16 protein-coding genes are annotated in these 18699 nt (G+C 55.4%); 6 read left to right on the top strand and 10 right to left on the bottom strand.

Annotation, left to right across the window (positions count from 1 at the left end; all coding sequences use genetic code 11):
* Nucleotides 1-375 precede the first annotated feature (375 nt).
* Entirely contained in the window at nt 376-1302 is a 927-nt protein-coding gene (locus GKR98_15030; protein QMU59384.1) for a hypothetical protein, read from the top strand.
* 18 nt (nt 1303-1320) lie between these two features.
* Here GKR98_15030 and GKR98_15025 read toward each other — a convergent pair whose 3' ends face one another.
* Nucleotides 1321-1923, bottom strand: a complete 603-nt coding sequence (locus GKR98_15025) for an amino acid transporter (GenBank protein ID QMU59383.1) — start codon at nt 1921-1923, stop codon at nt 1321-1323.
* Between the two features lie 744 nt (nt 1924-2667).
* On the opposite strand from GKR98_15025, the gene radC reads away from it, so the two are divergent.
* Nucleotides 2668-3426, top strand: coding sequence for a DNA repair protein RadC (gene radC, locus GKR98_15020; protein ID QMU59382.1), 759 nt, complete (start codon nt 2668-2670; stop codon nt 3424-3426).
* A gap of 1 nt (nt 3427) precedes the next feature.
* Here the strand turns inward: radC and GKR98_15015 are convergent, their stop codons facing one another.
* Nucleotides 3428-4408 (bottom strand): hypothetical protein, encoded by a 981-nt coding sequence (locus GKR98_15015; protein ID QMU59381.1) that lies wholly within the window; start codon nt 4406-4408, stop codon nt 3428-3430.
* 166 nt (nt 4409-4574) lie between these two features.
* Nucleotides 4575-7292, bottom strand: coding sequence for a preprotein translocase subunit SecA (secA, locus tag GKR98_15010; protein ID QMU59380.1), 2718 nt, complete (start codon nt 7290-7292; stop codon nt 4575-4577).
* A 180-nt stretch (nt 7293-7472) separates the two neighbouring features.
* Between secA and GKR98_15005 the strand changes: the two genes are divergently transcribed.
* From GKR98_15005 to mutT, 3 genes are read left to right on the top strand one after another with little or no spacing between them, the layout of a single operon-like run.
* A complete protein-coding gene (locus tag GKR98_15005) occupies nt 7473-8321 on the top strand; it encodes a peptidylprolyl isomerase (GenBank protein ID QMU59379.1) in 849 nt (282 codons plus the stop codon).
* Between the two features lie 3 nt (nt 8322-8324).
* Nucleotides 8325-9554, top strand: a complete 1230-nt coding sequence (gene argJ / locus GKR98_15000) for a bifunctional glutamate N-acetyltransferase/amino-acid acetyltransferase ArgJ (GenBank protein ID QMU59378.1) — start codon at nt 8325-8327, stop codon at nt 9552-9554.
* Complete coding sequence (mutT, locus tag GKR98_14995; protein QMU59377.1) at nt 9551-9949, top strand: 8-oxo-dGTP diphosphatase MutT; 399 nt, start codon at nt 9551-9553, stop codon at nt 9947-9949. The genes argJ and mutT overlap by 4 nt, the downstream gene beginning before the upstream one ends.
* Nucleotides 9950-9953: 4 nt before the next feature.
* On the opposite strand, the gene GKR98_14990 is transcribed toward mutT, so the two are convergent.
* Complete coding sequence (locus GKR98_14990; protein ID QMU59376.1) at nt 9954-10628, bottom strand: cupin; 675 nt, start codon at nt 10626-10628, stop codon at nt 9954-9956.
* Nucleotides 10629-10644: 16 nt separating this feature from the next.
* On the bottom strand, nt 10645-11265 hold the full coding sequence (locus GKR98_14985; protein QMU59375.1) for a glutathione S-transferase: 621 nt from the start codon (nt 11263-11265) through the stop codon (nt 10645-10647).
* Nucleotides 11266-11299: 34 nt separating this feature from the next.
* On the opposite strand from GKR98_14985, the gene GKR98_14980 reads away from it, so the two are divergent.
* Nucleotides 11300-11896: a TetR family transcriptional regulator gene (locus GKR98_14980; protein QMU59374.1), complete on the top strand. Its 597-nt coding sequence runs from the start codon at nt 11300-11302 to the stop codon at nt 11894-11896.
* A 322-nt stretch (nt 11897-12218) separates the two neighbouring features.
* Here the strand turns inward: GKR98_14980 and infB are convergent, their stop codons facing one another.
* The 5 genes from infB to GKR98_14955 all read right to left on the bottom strand — a co-directional run bounded on the left by infB (nt 12219) and on the right by GKR98_14955 (nt 18659).
* Complete coding sequence (infB, locus tag GKR98_14975) at nt 12219-14696, bottom strand: translation initiation factor IF-2 (GenBank protein QMU59373.1); 2478 nt, start codon at nt 14694-14696, stop codon at nt 12219-12221.
* 8 nt (nt 14697-14704) lie between these two features.
* A complete protein-coding gene (locus GKR98_14970) occupies nt 14705-15325 on the bottom strand; it encodes an RNA-binding protein (protein QMU59372.1) in 621 nt (206 codons plus the stop codon).
* A gap of 23 nt (nt 15326-15348) precedes the next feature.
* A complete protein-coding gene (gene nusA, locus GKR98_14965) occupies nt 15349-16980 on the bottom strand; it encodes a transcription termination/antitermination protein NusA (GenBank protein QMU59371.1) in 1632 nt (543 codons plus the stop codon).
* 3 nt (nt 16981-16983) lie between these two features.
* Nucleotides 16984-17571, bottom strand: coding sequence for a ribosome maturation factor RimP (gene rimP, locus GKR98_14960; GenBank protein ID QMU59370.1), 588 nt, complete (start codon nt 17569-17571; stop codon nt 16984-16986).
* 173 nt (nt 17572-17744) lie between these two features.
* Nucleotides 17745-18659: a LysR family transcriptional regulator gene (locus tag GKR98_14955; GenBank protein QMU59369.1), complete on the bottom strand. Its 915-nt coding sequence runs from the start codon at nt 18657-18659 to the stop codon at nt 17745-17747.
* Nucleotides 18660-18699: the final 40 nt, after the last annotated feature.

Below are 18699 nucleotides of genomic sequence, written 5' to 3'. Positions count from 1 at the left end.
CACCGCGCCAGTTCCTCCGGCAACGGGCAATCGAATCTATCAGCTGAATTAAACCCACCGCTTGGATGCAGGAATTCCATGCGCAAGGATTGTTCGAGACTTGGAATCAATGCGTCTCCAACATCCCATTGATGCAATCTCCGAAAATCGGCTCCGCGACCGCCCAAAAGAATTTTCTATTAACAGCATTAGGAATACTAATACGGCATCGAGAATATCCGATAATTTGTCTCACCGCTTCAATCTGAATGCAGAACATTCTCGATTATTCATTAGAAATGCTAATGCAACATCAAAACGCCCGACCAATGCTCTTGAGATTGTGTCATTAATGCGACCTATTCACGGCGAAATATTGGCCGTGGGGGCTCGACGATGTCTGCAATAGAATTGCGTCACAAATTTGCGCGCAACTTCGTAGGAATGGAGAAGCAGGGGCGACTTGCAGCCGTTGCTGTTGTCGCCAGTTTCATTCTGCAAATTTCTTTAGCGGTTCTGACCGGCCAGTATTTGATGGAAAATACCTCATCCGCAGTTGCCATCGCCGGTGTATTTCTCCTCATCATTTTCATCGGCACGCGCATGCGAGCGCTCAACAACATCATTCACGAATGCTCACACGCGACCTTCACCAAAAAGCGGTCGGACAATGTTCTAATCGGAAAGTTTTGCGCGTCACTGCTACTTAAATCCTTCGAGGATTTCCGGAAAGAGCATCTTTCTCACCATGCCCACCTTGGCGACTATGAACACGACCTCGACCTGAAGGGGCTTCAAGATCTGCGCCTGGAAGACCCTTTGACGCCGCGCGTCATATTCCGTCACATCTTCACACCATTGATGGGCAAGCACCTGCCCTATTATCTGGGCACCAATCTTTCTCTGCGCGACGGATTGCCGTTCCTGTTGTTCCGCGTTCTGCTCATTGTGGCATTCATTTGGTTCACCTTGCTGAACCCAATGGCAGGGCTGTTTTTAATTCTGGTTCCTTTCGCCTTTGTGTTTCCTGCAATCAACTATTGGGTCGATTGCATCGACCACGCTGGATTAACCCAGGCGACTGACGATCTGGACGCGTCGCGAAATGTTGCGGTTCCACCTCTGGTTCGTTGGTTGTTTTTTCCGCGCAACGACTGCTATCATCTGGTGCACCATCTGTTCCCGCAGATCCCTGCAACGCATTTGCCAAATTCCCACACAACGCTGACTGGCGAACACTGTTACGCAACGCGTACCAATGCAGCAATAGCACTACCCTCTGACAAAACGGTTTTGGAACAAGGCACGATCCCAGCCGAGTAGGTCCGCAAGGACTTCAAGTCATCCCAAAAGCAACTTCGCGGCGATCGCCCACATGATCAATGCTACCATTGTATCAAGAAAACGCCATGCGGTTCGGCTCTTGAAATACGGCGCTAACCTTTGGGCTCCGTAACCAAGGGAAAAGAAAAACGTAAAACTGGCAACAATTGCACCCAGTGCAAACGATAGACGCGAGTCATAGTGGGTCGAAACTGTCCCCATTAAAACTACAGTGTCCAGATAGACGTGCGGATTTAACCAAGTCAGCGCCAGGCAAGTCAAAATGGCGGAAGAGCGCGGCCCGGGGTCAATCTTGCCGATGTCCTCGTAGTTGTCCTTTGGCCGAAGGGCACGATAGGCGCTGATGCCGCCGTAGACCAAAAGGAACAACGCGCCCCCAAAGGTCAACAACGGTGTAACCCATGAAGCACTCTGGATGATCCAACCGAACCCACCAACACCAAACGAAATCAGCACCGCATCCGATATGGCACAGGTCAACACGACGGGCAGAACATGCGCCCGCATCATGCCTTGTCGAAGAACGAATACATTCTGCGCGCCGATAGCGATTATAAAGCTAAGTCCAAGCGCAAATCCTGATAGGGCATCCTGAAACATGCAGCTATCCCGCATACTCAAGTGGAACTAACGACCACACATGAAAACTGATCAACTGAATATGCACTTGCCCAACCTGCTAACTTAACCGAGCCAAATTCCCGACGAATTAGGACTTTCTTCTTAGTTGGAACGACTTAATTTGTAAGATTGCGACCCAAGTCAAGCTCAATCGCTCTCCGATCGGGGCAATGACCTGGCAACTGTGTCCGTCAATGCGCGAATTCTGACGAATTGCTCGCTGCCGGAAATACCGCCGTCTTGCCTCATCGGATTGTGCAGAATTCAAGCGATTTTCGCGATGAGAGACCTACCGGCGCATGATCATCTAAAAATTTGAACTTTCAGTTCCAAAGAGAACCAGCACCTATGAGAATGTCCAGATTCGCTTAATATATTGGCAGAACGGGCCGCGATCTACGAATTTTGGCAATCGCTCAAAAAGTCATGCATTCGTTTTTACGAGCAATAACACTCGAATGCCAGGAACGGTCGGTCGCCGGACTCTGGCACATTGTGGTGCCTGAATCTTCCGTCTTGTCGTCCGAATTCAGAACATTCTCCACTGTGCACGACCGAAATCCGTGTCGAATTTCTTCTTTCGAATAAATTTCCGGCTGGTTGTTTTCATGGCAACAGGCGTTCCCGCTCGCTGAACAGTTCTGGAAATCGCCCTACTTTGTCCGAAGAAATTTCGTGCGGGTATTAACCGCTTATTCACCAAGGCTGGTCCAGCTTTCCACCATGTCTGAACCAGGAGCCTTTCGTGAACCACCATTACCCCTATTCGAAGGGCAAGAATTGATCATGACCGGTGCGAAAGGCAATCAACCATCCTATATCAAGGATCATCGCAATCGGTTGCGTGCGCGGTTCGAAGTTGGCGGGTCAGCAGCAATGCCCGAATACGAACTGTTGGAACTGATCCTGTTCAGGTCGTTGCCGCGATGCGATGTCAAGCCAGTCGCACATCGTCTGTTGAAGACATTTGGCGACCTTAACAAAGTCCTTTCCGCTCCAATAATCCGTCTCCTCGAAGTGCGCGGCATCGGCAAAACTGCTACTCTGGATCTAAAGATTGTTGAAGCGGCGGCTCATCGCATGGCGCGTGCAAAAGTTATGAAGTCGCACGTCCTTTCGTCGTGGGATAGTCTCCTGGACTATTGCCGAACAACCATGGCGCATCTGGAGATCGAACAGTTTCGTGTCCTCTATCTTGATCGCAAAAATGTTCTGATAGCAGACGGAGCCCAAGCCAAGGGCACTATCGACCATGTTCCTGTCTACCCACGTGAGGTTGTAAAACGAGCACTGGAACTCAATGCATCCGCACTGATTTTGGTGCATAACCACCCTTCTGGTGATCCTTCTCCATCGCAGCCCGACATCGCCATGACGGAACAAATCAACCAGGCCGCAAGCGTTCTTTCAATCACGCTTCACGACCATCTTGTCATCGGAAAGTCGGATGAGTTTTCTTTTAGATCAGCCGGTTACCTATGATCTAGCGGGCGGCGAGTTCAAGGCCACTATACACCCTGTCCAACACAACAATTTCGCCCAAGGCGGTGCAATCCGGTGTGGTTATCACTATGTCGGCCGACGCCAAACCACCCAATGCGTCAGTTTGAATCGCTCTTGCGTTAGCGCGCCGCTCACAGGTTTCAGATGTCACCTCAATTTCAGCACTTAGCCGAACGAGACCAGAGGTAAACGCATCCTCGCGCGGAAACGTATATATCTCTGCCGAACCACCCCAACCATCGCCAAGCCGCACTAAGAATCCTCCACCTTGCCTTCCGCGCTCGGCCGAGCCTGGATTCAAGGCGTGAATATGACCCGCGTCACCGTAACCGGCAGCGCCTTCTAAGGTGTGCAGTCCAGCAATCTGTTCGCCATCCCACGCCAACGCGGCACGATAAATCCCTGACAGTTCCGGTACATCGACCGAAACGCTTCGTTCCGTCATGTCTGGCAAGGTCACCGAAATCGAGGCGGGGTCCGTCAATACAGGGAAGTCGATCGCAGACCTACCGGCATCGTCCAGGCGATGGTCCACCGATAAACCGGCGTGCTTGATAAGCAGGTTGGCACCCTGATGGCAGGGTGCCTCGATGACCAATTGAACCAGTCCCATAGACTTGGCTTCAGCGCGCACCACCGCCCTACACGGCGCGCCCTTCGGCACCAAAGACGCATCCTCTTGCGGAAAAACGATGACTGGTGCTTCGTCCGCCAAAGGTTCGCGATCATCCGGCATCGGCATTGGCATCGGAACCAATGTCGCAGCGGGAGGCACAGGAAATGATGGGACCTCACCGGCTCTTCGCACAGACGGTGCCGCTTCTGGTGTTCCGCCCACCACTGCGACATCTTCATCCAGAACCAGAACATTCTGCATGTAATGACCGCTGCCGAAGGCAACCAGCAGCGTGCCAATAATGATCGCTGCACGGCGCAAATTTAGCGACGCTAGGAACTTCATGCCTGCCTCCGTTTCAGATGTGCGGCCAAAGCCAAACACCGGACCGATCTTTTGATGCCGGTCAATCGTTTCAGAAATCTATTACCTCAGAATGCAAACGCGCGCGTCCTTCCGAACACGCGCGCGCAAATTTACAAGGCATTTGAGTCGATTACGTCACAGACGCTTAGATAGCCCCATGGCAGTGTTTGAACTTCTTCCCCGACCCGCAAGGACATGAATCGTTCCTTCCTGGGTTCCCCCAGGTCGTAGGATCATCGGCCACAAACCCAGCATCAACGGCGTCCTGCGTTGGCGCTGGCGGTTGACCGTCTGCCTCACCGCCTTCCCCAACCGGCGCAAGACCAACGGCCGCTCGTTGCTGATTTAACATCTGTTGCATCATCGCCTGCTGTTCTTCTTCGGTCATGGGGCGAATTTTCGACAGCTTCTCTGTCACTTCTCCGCGCAATCCATCCAACAGACCTTCAAACAACTGGAACGCCTCGGTTTTGTATTCGTTCAGCGGATCCCGCTGTGCATAACCGCGGAACCCAACGACCGAGCGCAAGTGCTCCAGCGTCAACAAATGCTCGCGCCATTTGGCGTCCATTGTCTGTAGCAGCAACTGCTTTTCAATGGACCGCATGTTCTCTTCGCCGAACTGTTCCGTCTTTCCGGCCATATAGGCATCTGAAGCCTCATACAGACGCTCAAGAATGGCTTCATCATCGACGCCTTCTTCTTCAGCCCATTCGACCACAGGCACCACGACGCCCAGGTTTTCCTCCAAGGCAGCCTTCAAACCTTCGGTATCCCACTGATCCGCGTAGGTTTTCGGAGGCATATGAGTATCAACCAGATCATCGATCACCTGATGGCGCATATCCTGCACAATCTCGACCAGATCATCGGCCTCCATCACCTCACGACGCTGACCAAAGATCACCTTCCGCTGATCGTTCATCACATCGTCGAACTTCAATAGCTGCTTACGAATGTCAAAGTTACGCCCTTCAACCTTGGCCTGCGCCCGCTCCAAAGACTTGTTTACCCAAGGGTGTTTGATCGCCTCGCCCTCGGCCATCCCAAGCGTGCTCAGCACCTTGTCCAATCGCTCAGAGCCAAAGATACGCATCAGATCGTCTTCCAGGCTAAGGAAAAACGATGACCGCCCTGGGTCGCCTTGCCGACCTGAACGACCGCGCAGCTGGTTGTCGATCCGGCGGCTTTCGTGCCGCTCAGTCGCCAGAACATAAAGCCCGCCAGCCGCCAATACCTTCTCTTTGGCATCTGCAACTTCGGCTTCAATCTTGGAACGCACCTCTTCCGGGTCAGCTTCGGGATCTTCCGCCAAAGCCTGCAACACGCGCATCTCGACGTTGCCGCCGAGCTGAATGTCGGTGCCGCGACCAGCCATGTTGGTCGCAATTGTTACGCCTCCGGGTTTACCAGCGTCGGCGACAATCTCAGCTTCCTGTTCGTGATGACGTGCATTCAGAACCTTGTGGGGAATGCCCTCTTTCGTCAGCAACTCGGCCAGAAACTCAGATCGCTCAATTGATGTTGTGCCCACCAAAACCGGCTGATCCTTGGCGTTGGCTTCTTTAATCGCCTCGACAACTCCGTCAAACTTTTCTTTCGCAGTGCGGAAAATCTGGTCGTCTTCGTCTTCACGGGCGACCCGCACATTTGTCGGAACCTCGACAACGCCCAGATTGTAAATCTCCATGAATTCGTCGGCCTCGGTAGACGCCGTTCCCGTCATACCTGCCAATTTATCATACAATCGGAAATAGTTCTGGAACGTCACACTTGCCAACGTCACATTCTCGGGCTGAATGTTCGCGCCTTCTTTCGCTTCTATTGCCTGATGCAAACCATCCGACAGACGTCGTCCGGCCATCATTCGACCTGTAAACTCATCGATTAGAACAACTTCACCGTCTCGAACGATATAGTCCTTGTCGCGCGCAAATAACTTATGCGCACGCAGACCCTGATTAACGTGGTGTACCAGAGTCGTTGATTCTGGATCATAAAGCGATTGTCCCTCGGGCAGCAGACCAGAACTGAGCAGCAGCTCTTCCAGAAACTCGTTGCCCTCGTCCGTATAAGTCACGTTTCGCGTTTTTTCATCCAACGTGAAATGCTCTTCCAGGACTTCTGGGATCAACTTGTCGATTGTGACGTAAAGTTCGGATCGGTCCTGAGCAGGACCCGAAATAATCAACGGAGTCCGCGCCTCGTCGATCAAAATCGAGTCAACTTCATCGACAATTGCAAAGTAATGGCCACGCTGACTCATATCCAACAGCGTCGATTTCATATTGTCGCGAAGATAGTCAAAACCCAGCTCATTGTTGGTGGCATAGGTGACGTCGGCAGCATAGGCTTCTTTCTTCTCGTCTTCAGGTTGCTGCGGATAGACCGCACCGGTTGTCATACCGAGTGCCGAGAATACTTTGCCCATCCATGACGCATCGCGCCGAACCAGATAGTCGTTCACCGTCACGATGTGAACGCCCTTGCCCGTCAGAGCGTTTAGGTAAGCCGGCAAAGTCGCAACGAGGGTCTTTCCCTCACCCGTCTTCATCTCGGCGATATTGCCCTGGTGCAGCATCATGCCGCCAATTAATTGAACATCAAACGCCCGCAGTCCCAAAGCACGCTTGGCAGCTTCTCGACAGTTCGCAAATGCCTCTGGCAAGATGTCGTCCAGCGACTCACCATCAGCCACGCGCTGTTTGAACTCTGCTGTCTTCTCGATCAAGCCGTCGTCCGACAACGCCGCAAAGTCCGCCTCCATCGCATTGATCCGGTCTACGACGGGCTGCCCCGACTTAATCCGACGGTCGTTAACGGTCCCGAAGACCTTCTTTGCAATCGTTCCAAAACCAAGCATCTGCACCTGCCTTCGTGCGTGTATGTGACGAGTTCGTGTGAGGAGTTACGCTTGCCCGTGCCTCTGGCCCGCCATAGAAGGGCAAAACGATAACCGCCTCACCCGCTGCAAGGCGATGTAAGGGCCCGTATTCACAGTGTCAACGTCGCCACACCTCGCGGCGCTCAGAGAGGATCAGATATGCTGATTAAACGCACAATTTACGCCGCGGCTGTTGCCTTTGTGGCGCTATCTGCACCCGCCAGCTCCGATAATCATGCCGATCCAAACATGGTAGTCGCCTCAGTAAACGGCACCGACATTACGTTGGCCCACATGATCGTGCTGAAACAGCGTCTCCCTGAACAGTATCAACAGCTGCCGCCGAACGTTTTGTTCGATGGCATCCTTGATCAACTGGTACAACAAACGCTCTTAGGACAGGATGGTGACGATTTGACCATCGGATCTCGCGCCACACTGGACAACGAAGAACGGTTGCTTCGCGCCTCTCAAGTCATGCAGGAACTTTCTGAGCAAGCCTCGACAGATGCAGCGCTTCAAGCAACGTATGACGCCAGCTACGGGGCCATTGAGCCAGAAACCGAATTCAATGCCAGCCACATTCTGGTCGACACCGAAGAAGAAGCAATTGCTCTGGTCGATCAGTTAAATGGCGGCGCGGACTTCGCCCTTTTGGCGCAGGAAAAATCCACCGGACCTTCCGGCCCCAACGGCGGACAATTGGGCTGGTTCGGGATCGGTGCCATGGTTCCTCCATTCGAGGCTGCCGTTATAGCTCTTGACCCGGGTAACATCTCTGCCCCCGTTCAAACGCAGTTCGGCTGGCATGTCGTCCGACTGAACGAAAAACGCCAGAAAGACGCCCCAACACTGGAGCAAGTCCGTGGTGAAATAGAACAGCAAGTACAACGCCAGGCCATCGAGGCCCGCGCTATGGAGCTGACCGAGACGGCAACAATCTCGCGTATGACCGTCGACCAGATCGATCCAGCGCTACTGGACGATATTTCCATCTTAGGAGAGTAAGCTATGGCCGGTGCAATGCCCGTATCGCCTCTGGCACCCAAAGGCGGGTTTCCGTCTCTTCCCGTTATTGACGGCGTTCGCTTTTCGACGGTCGAAGCGGGCATAAAATACGCCGGCCGTACCGATGTAATGTTGGCCGAACTGGCTGCCGGCACCACCATCGCGGGCACATTCACCAAGTCCAAAACGCGCGCTGCACCGGTTCTGGATTGTCAGGCCAAACTCGGCGGCCCCTCCGGCGGCCCCGCCGCCATCCTTGTGAACTCAGGCAACGCCAACGCCTTCACTGGCATAAAGGGCGTGCAGGCGGTCGAAGCGGTCACTGATGCCGTCGCCGCCACACTCAACATCCCGCAATCCCGCGTCTTCACATCCTCCACCGGTGTCATTGGCGAGGCATTGCCCCATGACCGGATCACTACAGTCGTAAATGGTCTGACCGACACGCTGTCCCCCGACGGCATCGCCGCGGCAGCCCAGGCCATCATGACCACCGACACCTTCCCGAAAGGCGCAGGTCGCACGGTGCAGATCGACGGCAAACCGGTGAAAATCGCAGGCATTGCAAAGGGTTCCGGGATGATCGCCCCCGATATGGCGACTATGCTTGTCTACATTTTCACCGACGCCGAAATCGGCTTCGACGCCCTGCAACAGCTTGTCGCAAATCAATGCGAAGACACGTTCAACTGTATAACGGTTGACAGCGATACCTCAACATCAGACACGCTCCTCGTTGCCGCCACAGGCACATCTGGCGTGGATGTCACCGATAGCGAAGGCTTCGCCGCCGCCCTGTTCGAAGTCATGGATGACCTCGCCAAACAAGTGGTCCGCGATGGCGAAGGGGCTTCAAAGTTCGTGACCATCTGCGTCACTGGCGCGGTCGACAAGGCCGATGCCAAACGCACCGCGCTATCCATCGCAAACTCACCCCTCGTCAAAACCGCCATTGCGGGCGAAGACCCCAATTGGGGCCGCATCGTTATGGCGATTGGCAAATCAGGCGCCGAAGCCGACCGCGACCGCCTTTGCATCCGCTTCGGCGATGTCGAAGTCGCCCAAAACGGCCAGGTCGCCCCGGACTATTCCGAAGCCGAAGCTGCCGAACACATGAAGGGCGATGAAATCGACATCTGCGTCGACATGGGTCTGGGCAATGGCACCGCCACCGTCTTCACCTGTGACCTGACGGCGCAATACATCAGCATCAACGCCGACTACCGCTCGTGAAAACGCTTCTGGTTTCGGCAGTTGCCCTGATTGACCCCGATAGTCGCGTCCTGATTGCTCAGCGCCCGGAAGGTAAATCCATGGCCGGGCTGTGGGAGTTTCCCGGCGGCAAAGTCGAACCTGGCGAAACCCCCGAGGTCGCCCTGATCCGCGAGTTGGAAGAAGAGTTGGGCATCAACACATGGGCCAGTTGCCTCGCCCCGCTGACTTTCGCCAGCCACACTTACGAAGACTTCCACCTTCTGATGCCTCTGTTCGCCTGCCGCAAATGGGAAGGCACGCCAACGTCCCGCGAAGGTCAGGCCCTTAAATGGGTTCGGGCGCAGGCATTGAAAGACTACCCAATGCCGCCCGCTGACATCCCTCTGATCCCGATCCTGCGCGACTGGCTGTAACCCGTTACGCCAACGGTGCCGTCGGTTCCTCGCGCAAGTGATCCCGTTTGATCCAGACCCGCGCACCTTCCGTGCCAACGGTCGCAACAGATCCGCCGCCTTTCGGCAACCGCAGCCAGCTTCCGACCCTGAAAGTCTCGCCCGCCTCGGCAAACCCGCCGTCGATCACCAGCAATTCCAAACCGCCAGACGCGTCCAAAGACACTTTGGCTCCCGCCGCCCAACGCTCCAGCACCACATCTTCGCGACCATCCGAAAACAGCGGCATCACAACGGCACCATCCCGATCAGGAACAAACCGCATCTTGCCTGTATCCACCCGCACATGGGTCCGGTCGTCCAAGTCCATCTGCCACAGCTTCACAAATATCGTGCAGCCCGGCTCGGATCCCGGCGTGTGAGACGATTCCGGTGGATTGCGGATATAGCTACCTGCCGGAAAATCTCCATGCTCGTCCTGAAACACACCCTCCAGCACCAGAAACTCCTCGCCACCGGTATGCACGTGGGGCGAAAATTTGCTGCCTGGCGCATAGCGCACAATCGTCGTCGCCCGCGCCACTTCATCACCGATCCTGTCCAGCATCCGCCGATCAACCCCAGCCATCGGAGAAGGCACCCAAGGAATGTCCGCGCTATGAACCGCCGCGCGCACCGAGAAGTCCGAATTCAGTCCCATAATCAATCTCGCTCTCTTAACCAGCAACCGAAGGCCGGGTCGCCACACGCGCACGCCATTCGATCAAGTTACCGCAGGTTTCCGGCACTGCAATCTCGGCGAAATCCGCAAAGGCCAACCCGGCAAATGCCGTGATGTCTGCCATACTGAAATCATCACCCGCCAAGTAAGGCTGATCCGCCAGAACCCCGTCAAGATACTGCATCCCCTTCAGCGCGTTTTGTTTCTGATGCTCGCCCCATTCGCCGCACTGATACCCTTCGATATCGGCCCCCAACCCCGGGGTCGCGTGATGAAAGTATGTCGCTACTGCATCCAATAGCCCGGCCTCCGCACGCCGTTGCATCATATGCACGACGGCCCGTTCCCTAGGAGTTTTGCCCGTCAGACTCGGCGCTCCATCCAGGTTATCCAGATACTCGGTTATAGCCGTGCATTCAGAAATGCACGTACCGTCATCCAACTCCAACATCGGCACAGCAGCCGACGGGTTCTTTGCTCGGAACGCTGCGCTTTGGTGCTCACCTTCAGGAACATTGACCGAGACAAACTCGACCTTCCCCATCAGGTTCTTTTCAGCCAAGGCGATTCTCACTCGTGCAGGATTGGGAAATCCCTCAAAATCATATACTTTCATCCGTTATCCTTACCTATCACTAGATAGGTAACTTATGATCTTGCCGCTTCCCCCCCGTCAAGCCTATCTAGTGATAGATAGTAAAATCGTGATTACCATGCCAGATACCCGAACTCAGATCCTGGACATCGCTGAACGCGCCATTCGTCAGCGCGGTTACCACGCGTTCAGTTTTCGTGACATTTCCGACGACCTGGGAATCAAGTCCGCAAGCATCCACTATCACTTCCGCCACAAACAGGACCTCGGTCATGCCGTGGTTGATCGATATGCAACTCGCATTGCCGAAAATCTCGGTCCCGCCGGTCAATTAGACTGGCCAGCCTCTTTGCAGGCGTTTTGCCAAGTATACCAAGACGCTCTCGAAACTTCCGGCGTACAATGCCTTTGCGGAATGCTCGCAGCCGAATCCACTGGCCTACCCGACAACGTTTCATCCCGTGTTGCTCAATTCTATGAAAACAATATCGAATGGCTGATGGCTGCAATGCCCGCGAGCATTCAAGACAAACGCGCCACAGCGCTCCGCATTCAGTCACAGCTTCAGGGCGCAATGACAGTATCAGTTAGCATGGGTGACCGAAGCATCCTTGACGGTATCTCCAAGCAGCTCATTTCATCTTTAGATTGAGGTGTGTTTGACGCACTCTCGCCTACCACGAACCTTTTTCTATGCAGCCCGCATACACTAGTGTATGGTTCACAAGCCGAATTACCGGGGGTCGGCGGGATGATACGAACGATACTTTTAAGCAGCCGAATTTCGGTTCAAGGTCATTTTGTTCAGTCATTGGCAGATGGACGCATCGCTGTGCGCGTTGGGTCTCGCCTGTTTTTTGGTTTTCCCGTCTGAGTCCCGGCTTTTGCAGCGCACTCACGGGAACTGCAAAAGACGAAACGCCGCCTCTTTTCGGAGGCGGCGTTTCTAATTCAACTTCATAATTGCGAACCCATCAGGTCAGGTTCCGCTCCACCTCTTCACGGGTGAAGATTTCGATCACGTCGTTCGGGCGAATGTCTTCATAGTTCTCAAACGCCATCCCGCATTCCTGACCCGACTGAACCTCAGGCACTTCATCCTTGAAGCGCTTCAGCGTTTTCAGCGTGCCTTCGTGAATCACCACGTCGTCGCGCAGCAGACGCACACCAGCCGACCGGCGTGCAACGCCCTCGGTGACAAGACAACCGGCAACCTTGCCGACGTTGGAAACCTTGAAGACCTCTTTGATCTGCGCATAACCGATAAATGTCTCGCGGACTTCAGCACTTAGCAGACCCGATGCCGCCGCTTTAACGTCATCCACAAGGTCATAAATCACACTGTAATAGCGGATTTCGATGCCCTTCTGGTTGGCGGTGTTGCGGGCCGAAGCATTGGCACGAACGTTGAAACCAAAAACCGGCGCGCCCGAAGCTTCGGCCAGGCCGATATCGCTTTCAGTAATCGCGCCCACGCCCGAGTGCAGAACCCGCACGCGCACTTCGTCGTTCCCGATCTTTGCCATCGCCTGGATAATAGCTTCGGCAGAGCCCTGCACGTCGGCCTTCACAAGAATCGGCAGCTCGGCGACGTTTTCGTCTTCCTTCGCCTTCGCCATCAACTGTTCCAGCGTCGTCGCCGCACCAGCAGCCGCGCGTTTTTCCTTGGCCACATCGGCGCGATAGCCAGCGATCTCGCGGGCCTGCGCTTCGGTGTCGACAACGTTCAGAACGTCACCAGCTTCCGGCGTGCCATTCAGGCCCAGAACTTCGACGGGAACAGACGGACCGGCTTCTTTCACCCGTTCGCCTTTGTCATTCTCCATCGCACGAACTTTACCAAACTGCTCGCCGACGACGAAGATATCGCCCTGACGAAGGGTGCCGTTCTCGACAAGAACTGTTGCGACAGGGCCGCGACCAACATCAAGCTGCGCTTCAATCACGGCGCCCGAGGCTGAGCGATCTGGGTTGGCCTTCAGTTCCAGAATTTCCGCCTGAAGCGAGATCGCTTCCAGCAACTCTTCCAGACCGGTGCCCTTGATCGCCGAAACTTCAACGTCCTGCACTTCGCCCGACATCTTCTCGACAACAACTTCGTGCTGCAAAAGATCGGTACGCACCTTGTCCGGGTTGGCATCTGGGCGGTCGATCTTGTTGATCGCAACGATCATCGGCACTTCCGCCGCTTTCGCGTGGTTAATGGCCTCAATCGTCTGCGGCATCACAGCGTCATCCGCCGCAACCACCAACACAACAATATCCGTAACCTGCGCACCACGGGCCCGCATCGACGTAAACGCCGCGTGGCCAGGTGTATCCAGGAACGTCAGCAATTTGCCGTCCTGATTAACCTGATACGCACCAATGTGCTGCGTAATCCCGCCTGCTTCGCCCGATACAACTTTCGCATTCCGGATCGCATCCAAAAGCGAAGTCTTACCGTGGTCAACGTGACCCATAACCGTAATCACCGGCGGACGACCCTGAAGATCACCTTCATCATCGACAACGGATTGAATTACATCTTCTACATCGGCGTCAGAAACACGCTGAACTGTGTGGCCAAACTCTTCGATGATCAATTCAGCCGTATCGGCGTCAATAGACTGGTTCTGCGTCGCCATAATCCCGCTGGTCATCAGCGATTTCACAACATCCGCAACCCGTTCCGACATCCGGTTGGCCAATTCACCAACAGTGATCGCCTCGGGCAGCTGAACCGTGCGCATAACCTTCTCGCGCTCGACGTTCGCACCCATGGCTTTCTGACGTGCGCGCTCTTGTTTGCGCTTCATCGCAGCCAAAGACTTCTGGCGACCACCGCCACCAGCCAATGCCTGGTTCAACGTCAGCTTGCCGGACCGGCGTGCATTGTCATCGCGGCTGGCCTTGCCACCCTTGCGGTTGTCGCGATCCCGGCGTGGCGGGCTTGATGGTTTTGGCGCACCACCGCGCGGCGCAGCCGGGGCCGCAGCGGGAGCCGCGGGCGCTGGTGCTTCTGCCATGGCTTTTGCCGCGGCAGCAGCTTTTTTCGCGCGCTCCTCTTCCTCGGCTTTCGCCTTGGCTTTTTCTTCGCGCTCGCGCTCTTCAGCCTCTTTGGCTTCCACCTCGGCCCGACGACGATCCCGCTCTTCAGAACGCGCCTTCTCGTCCGCCGCCCGCTGTTCGGCCTCTACGCTTTCGCGCGCCTTGGCAGCAGCCAAAGCCTTCATCCGACGCTCTAATTCCGCATCCGAAATACCAGCCGGACGATTCGTAGAATCGCTGGCCGGGCTTGCTGAACCCGCCTTGCCCGAAGGCTTCGGTGTCCCTGGCTTGGGCACCACAACGCGCTTGCGTTTTGTCTCGACCACGACACTCTTGGTCCGCCCATGGCTAAAGCTCTGCTTTACCTGACCGGGTCGGCTGCCGCGCAGCCCAAGTGTCTTTTTGCCGTCACTATCGCTCATATGGTCTTTTATACCTTTTCCGCAGCCTTTTCAGGCCCAACTTCACGAACGCCAGATAGCCGGATGGCGTCCTCTCTGATCCTCTCAGTGAGTCCGCCAAATCCGAGCGCCGCATGTATCACACGTTCGCGCCCAAAGGACAAACCCAATTCTGAGGCCGTTAAAACCTCGAAAAAACTGCCCCGTCCGCCCGGAGCATACAGCTTGGTTTTACCGCGCTCAGACCCGTCACTGGCCTGCAAAAGAATGCGCGCTTCGTCCTTACCAAGCCAGTCTTTAACCTTCTCAAACCCTGCGATCGCACGTCCCGCTTTTCGCGCAAGCGAGATGCCCTCGATCATCCGTTTCGCAAGCAAACCTTCGACATCAGCCACTAGCGTTTCAGACACCGAAACCTGTTGCTTGGCAGCGCGTGAAAACAGCTTCTTTTTGACCGCCGCTTCCAATGCAGACCGCTCGGCAGATACCCAAATTCCCCGCCCGGGAAGTTTGCCCATAATATCCGGCACAAGCATCCCGTCAGGCGACACCGCAAATCGGATCAGCCCACGCTTGGGCTGAAGCTCGCCGGTGGCGATGCAACGACGCTCTGGGTCGTCGCGAAATTTTTCCTTGCCACCGCGTGACAATTCAGCGCCTCCGAAGCCTGCGATCAGGCTTCGGCTTCCTCTTCAACGCTACCCTCTTCCGCTTCTTCGCCGTCCTCCTCGGACACAAGGTCCGCAGGGTCGACCCAGCCAAGCTGAATACGGGCTGTCATCACCAGATTTTGCGCTTCCTCAAGCGATACGTCAAATTTCTCTAGAATGCCGTCGTCTTTGTGACGCTCGCCATCAACCGTGGTCCAGCCACCGGCCAGCTCCCAGTCAGCGCAAGTAGCAAAGTCTTCCAGCGTTTTCACATCGTCTTCCGCCAGCGCTTCCACCATCTGGGGTGTCAGGCCTTCAAATACAATAAGACTGTCCTGCACACCCAACTCGCGGGCGTGGTCCAGCGCTTTTTTGTTTTGTTCTTCCAGATAGTCGCGGGCACGGGCCTGAAGCTCGCCAGCGGTGTCTCCGTCAACACCGTCAATAACCAGCAACTCTTCCGCTTCGACATAAGCCACTTCTTCCAGGTTCGTGAACCCTTCCGAAACCAGAAGTTGCGCAAAGAATTCGTCCAGATCCAGCGTGTCCATGAACAGCTTGGTGCGCAGCTCGAACTCTGCCTGACGACGTGCCGATTCTTCTTCCTCGGTCATGATGTCGATATCAAGGTTTGTTAGCTGCGATGCCAAACGCACGTTCTGACCCCGGCGACCAATTGCCAGCGACAATTGTTCTTCCGGCACAACCACTTCGATTTTTCCGGCGTCTTCGTCCAGAACAACCTTCGAAACCTCGGCAGGCTGCAATGCGTTCACCAGGAACGTCGGCGCGTCTTCATTCCAAGGAATAATGTCGATCTTCTCGCCCTGAAGCTCGTTCACAACTGCTTGAACCCGGCTACCGCGCATACCAACACAGGCACCGACCGGATCAATCGAGTTGTCATACGAAATCACCGCAATCTTTGCGCGCGATCCCGGGTCACGGGCAACTGCCTTGATGTCGATGATACCGTCGTAAATCTCGGGAACTTCCATCTTGAACAGTTCGGCCATGAATTCCGGCGCGGTCCGGCTCAGGAAAATCTGAGGCCCACGGGCTTCGCGGCGGACATCCTTGATGTAACAACGGATACGGTCGTTCGGACGATAGCTTTCGCGCCCGATCTTCTCGTTGCGACGCAGCACAGCTTCGCCACGGCCAATATCGACGATGACATTGCCATACTCTTCGCGCTTGACCTGACCGTTGATGATCGTGCCTGCGCGGTCTTTGAATTCCTCAAACTGACGATCCCGCTCCGCTTCGCGGACCTTCTGCAGAATCACCTGCTTGGCCGACTGCGCTGCAATCCGGCCCATCTCAACCGGCGGAACCTCTTCAACCAGCTTATCGCCGGGCTTCGGGTCATCCAGATATTGCTTGGCCTGCTCGGGCGTCATCTGCGCCTGATAGTTCTCAAGCTCTTCCTCCTCAGGATCAATCACCGTGCGAACCCGGGTAAACGTCGCCTTGCCGGTCTTGCGGTCAATCGACACGCGAATGTCCATTTCCGCGCCGTAGCGGCTCTTTGCAGCACGGGCCAGGCTTTCCTCCATCGCCTCGATCACAAGGACCGGGTCGATCATCTTCTCGCGCGCGACCGCCTCGGCCGTTTGCAGAAGTTCAAGCTGGTTTGCGGAAGTAATCGCCATATCTCAGGTCTCCTCGTCGCCATCTATGATGGTCTGTATTTCGTCGAATTGTTTTTCGTCCACGTCACCTGCGTCTTTGCGCGCACGCAACACATCGCGGATCAGTTCATCTGTCAGAACCAGCTTTGCATCGCTAAGCCAGTCAAATTGCAGGCCAATCGTCACCGGGGCACCGTTCTCCTCGATCTCGATCAGTACTTCATTGCCTTCGGTCCCTTGAATCTCGCCCTTGAACCGACGCCGCCCGTCGATCATCTCGGTCGTTTCCAGCTTGGTCTCATAACCACTCCAGATATCGAAGTCCTTCAACCGCGTCAGCGGCCGATCGATACCGGGGCTGGACACTTCCAAAGTATAGGCGTCTTCCAACGGGTCCTCGACATCCAGCGTCGCACTGACCGCCGTGGAAATCTCGGCGCAAGCGTCAACTTCAATCCCGCCCTCAGGCTTGTCGGCCATGATCTGCAGGGTCTTCGTCTCGCCACCCATCAATCGCACGCGCACCAACTCATACCCCATGTCCTCGATGACAGGGGTAATGATCTCGGCCATCCGCCGATCCATAGTGGTTTTTGCGATCAATTCAGACATGTTGCTCAGCTTGCCTTCAGGCACAAAAAAACGGGCGCGCGGCCCGTGAAACTTTCCGGTGGAGCCTTGGGGGTGGAAGCCAAAGCGCCGCTATTGAAAAGGCATATACGCCCGAGCGTCCGAGTCTGCAAGAGGCGTTTCGTTAACGCCGCTCTAACGGCCCGAAACCGCGCTTATTCGCGCCCGGTAAAGCGTCGTCGCTGAGCGTTTATCTTCGGCACCAGAAAATCCACAAACGCCCGAACCTGCGGTGAACTCAGCGCCTCGGGCGAGGTCAGCATCCAGCTTTCGGCATCGAGCTCCTCCATCGGCTCCAAACACCGCACCAACTCAGGCACCTGATCACCCACAAAACACGGCAGCAGCCCAACCCCCAAACCAGATCCAAGCACCGCCCGCATATTCGGCACTGTGTTCGACAGGCTGACAATCCGTTCCGGCTTCGCAACCCCCATGAACCACTGATACGCCGACCAATAGTTCGGCCCACCGGCATAGCCGACGTAATCATGCGCCGCGACCTCGTCCAATCTCTCCGGCATCCCGTGGGCTTCGGCGTAATCCCGGCTGCAATAAAGCGTCCAGTTGAACCCCGGCAATCGCTGGGCAATCAACCGCGGATCATCGGGGTGCGAACCATTGCGGATCGCAATATCTGCTTCGCCATGCACGATATCCAGCTTCTGATCAGCAACCACCTGTTCAATCCGAACATCCGGGAACAGCTTTCGGAACTCTGCCGCTATTGGAATGATCACCGCATTGCTGGTCTCTTCCGGCGCAGTCACCCTTACCACACCCGACATATTCCGCCGCAATCGCTCCGCCGCAAACAACAGATCATTGGCAGGCGCGGCCACACGCTTGGCCGCAGCCAGAATGATCTCACCGTGTTCCGTCAGCGTGTGCCCCCGGTTCTGTCGATCAAACAGTGACAGTCCCAGACTATGCTCCAACGCTTTGATCCGTCGGTTCACGGTGGTCTGATTTACGCCCAGCTCTTTCGCCGCACCCACTGCCGATCCGGCATTGGCGACAGATAGAAAGATCCGAATATCGCTCCATTCATACATTTGCCCACTTTGCATTTTTGCAAAGCGACTACGCAACCCTTAGGATGTCCCAAAG

It is taken from the genome of Boseongicola sp. (genome assembly GCA_014075275.1).
In the GTDB taxonomy this organism is placed as follows: Bacteria; Pseudomonadota; Alphaproteobacteria; order Rhodobacterales; family Rhodobacteraceae.
This window is presented reverse-complemented; position numbering and strand designations above follow the sequence as displayed.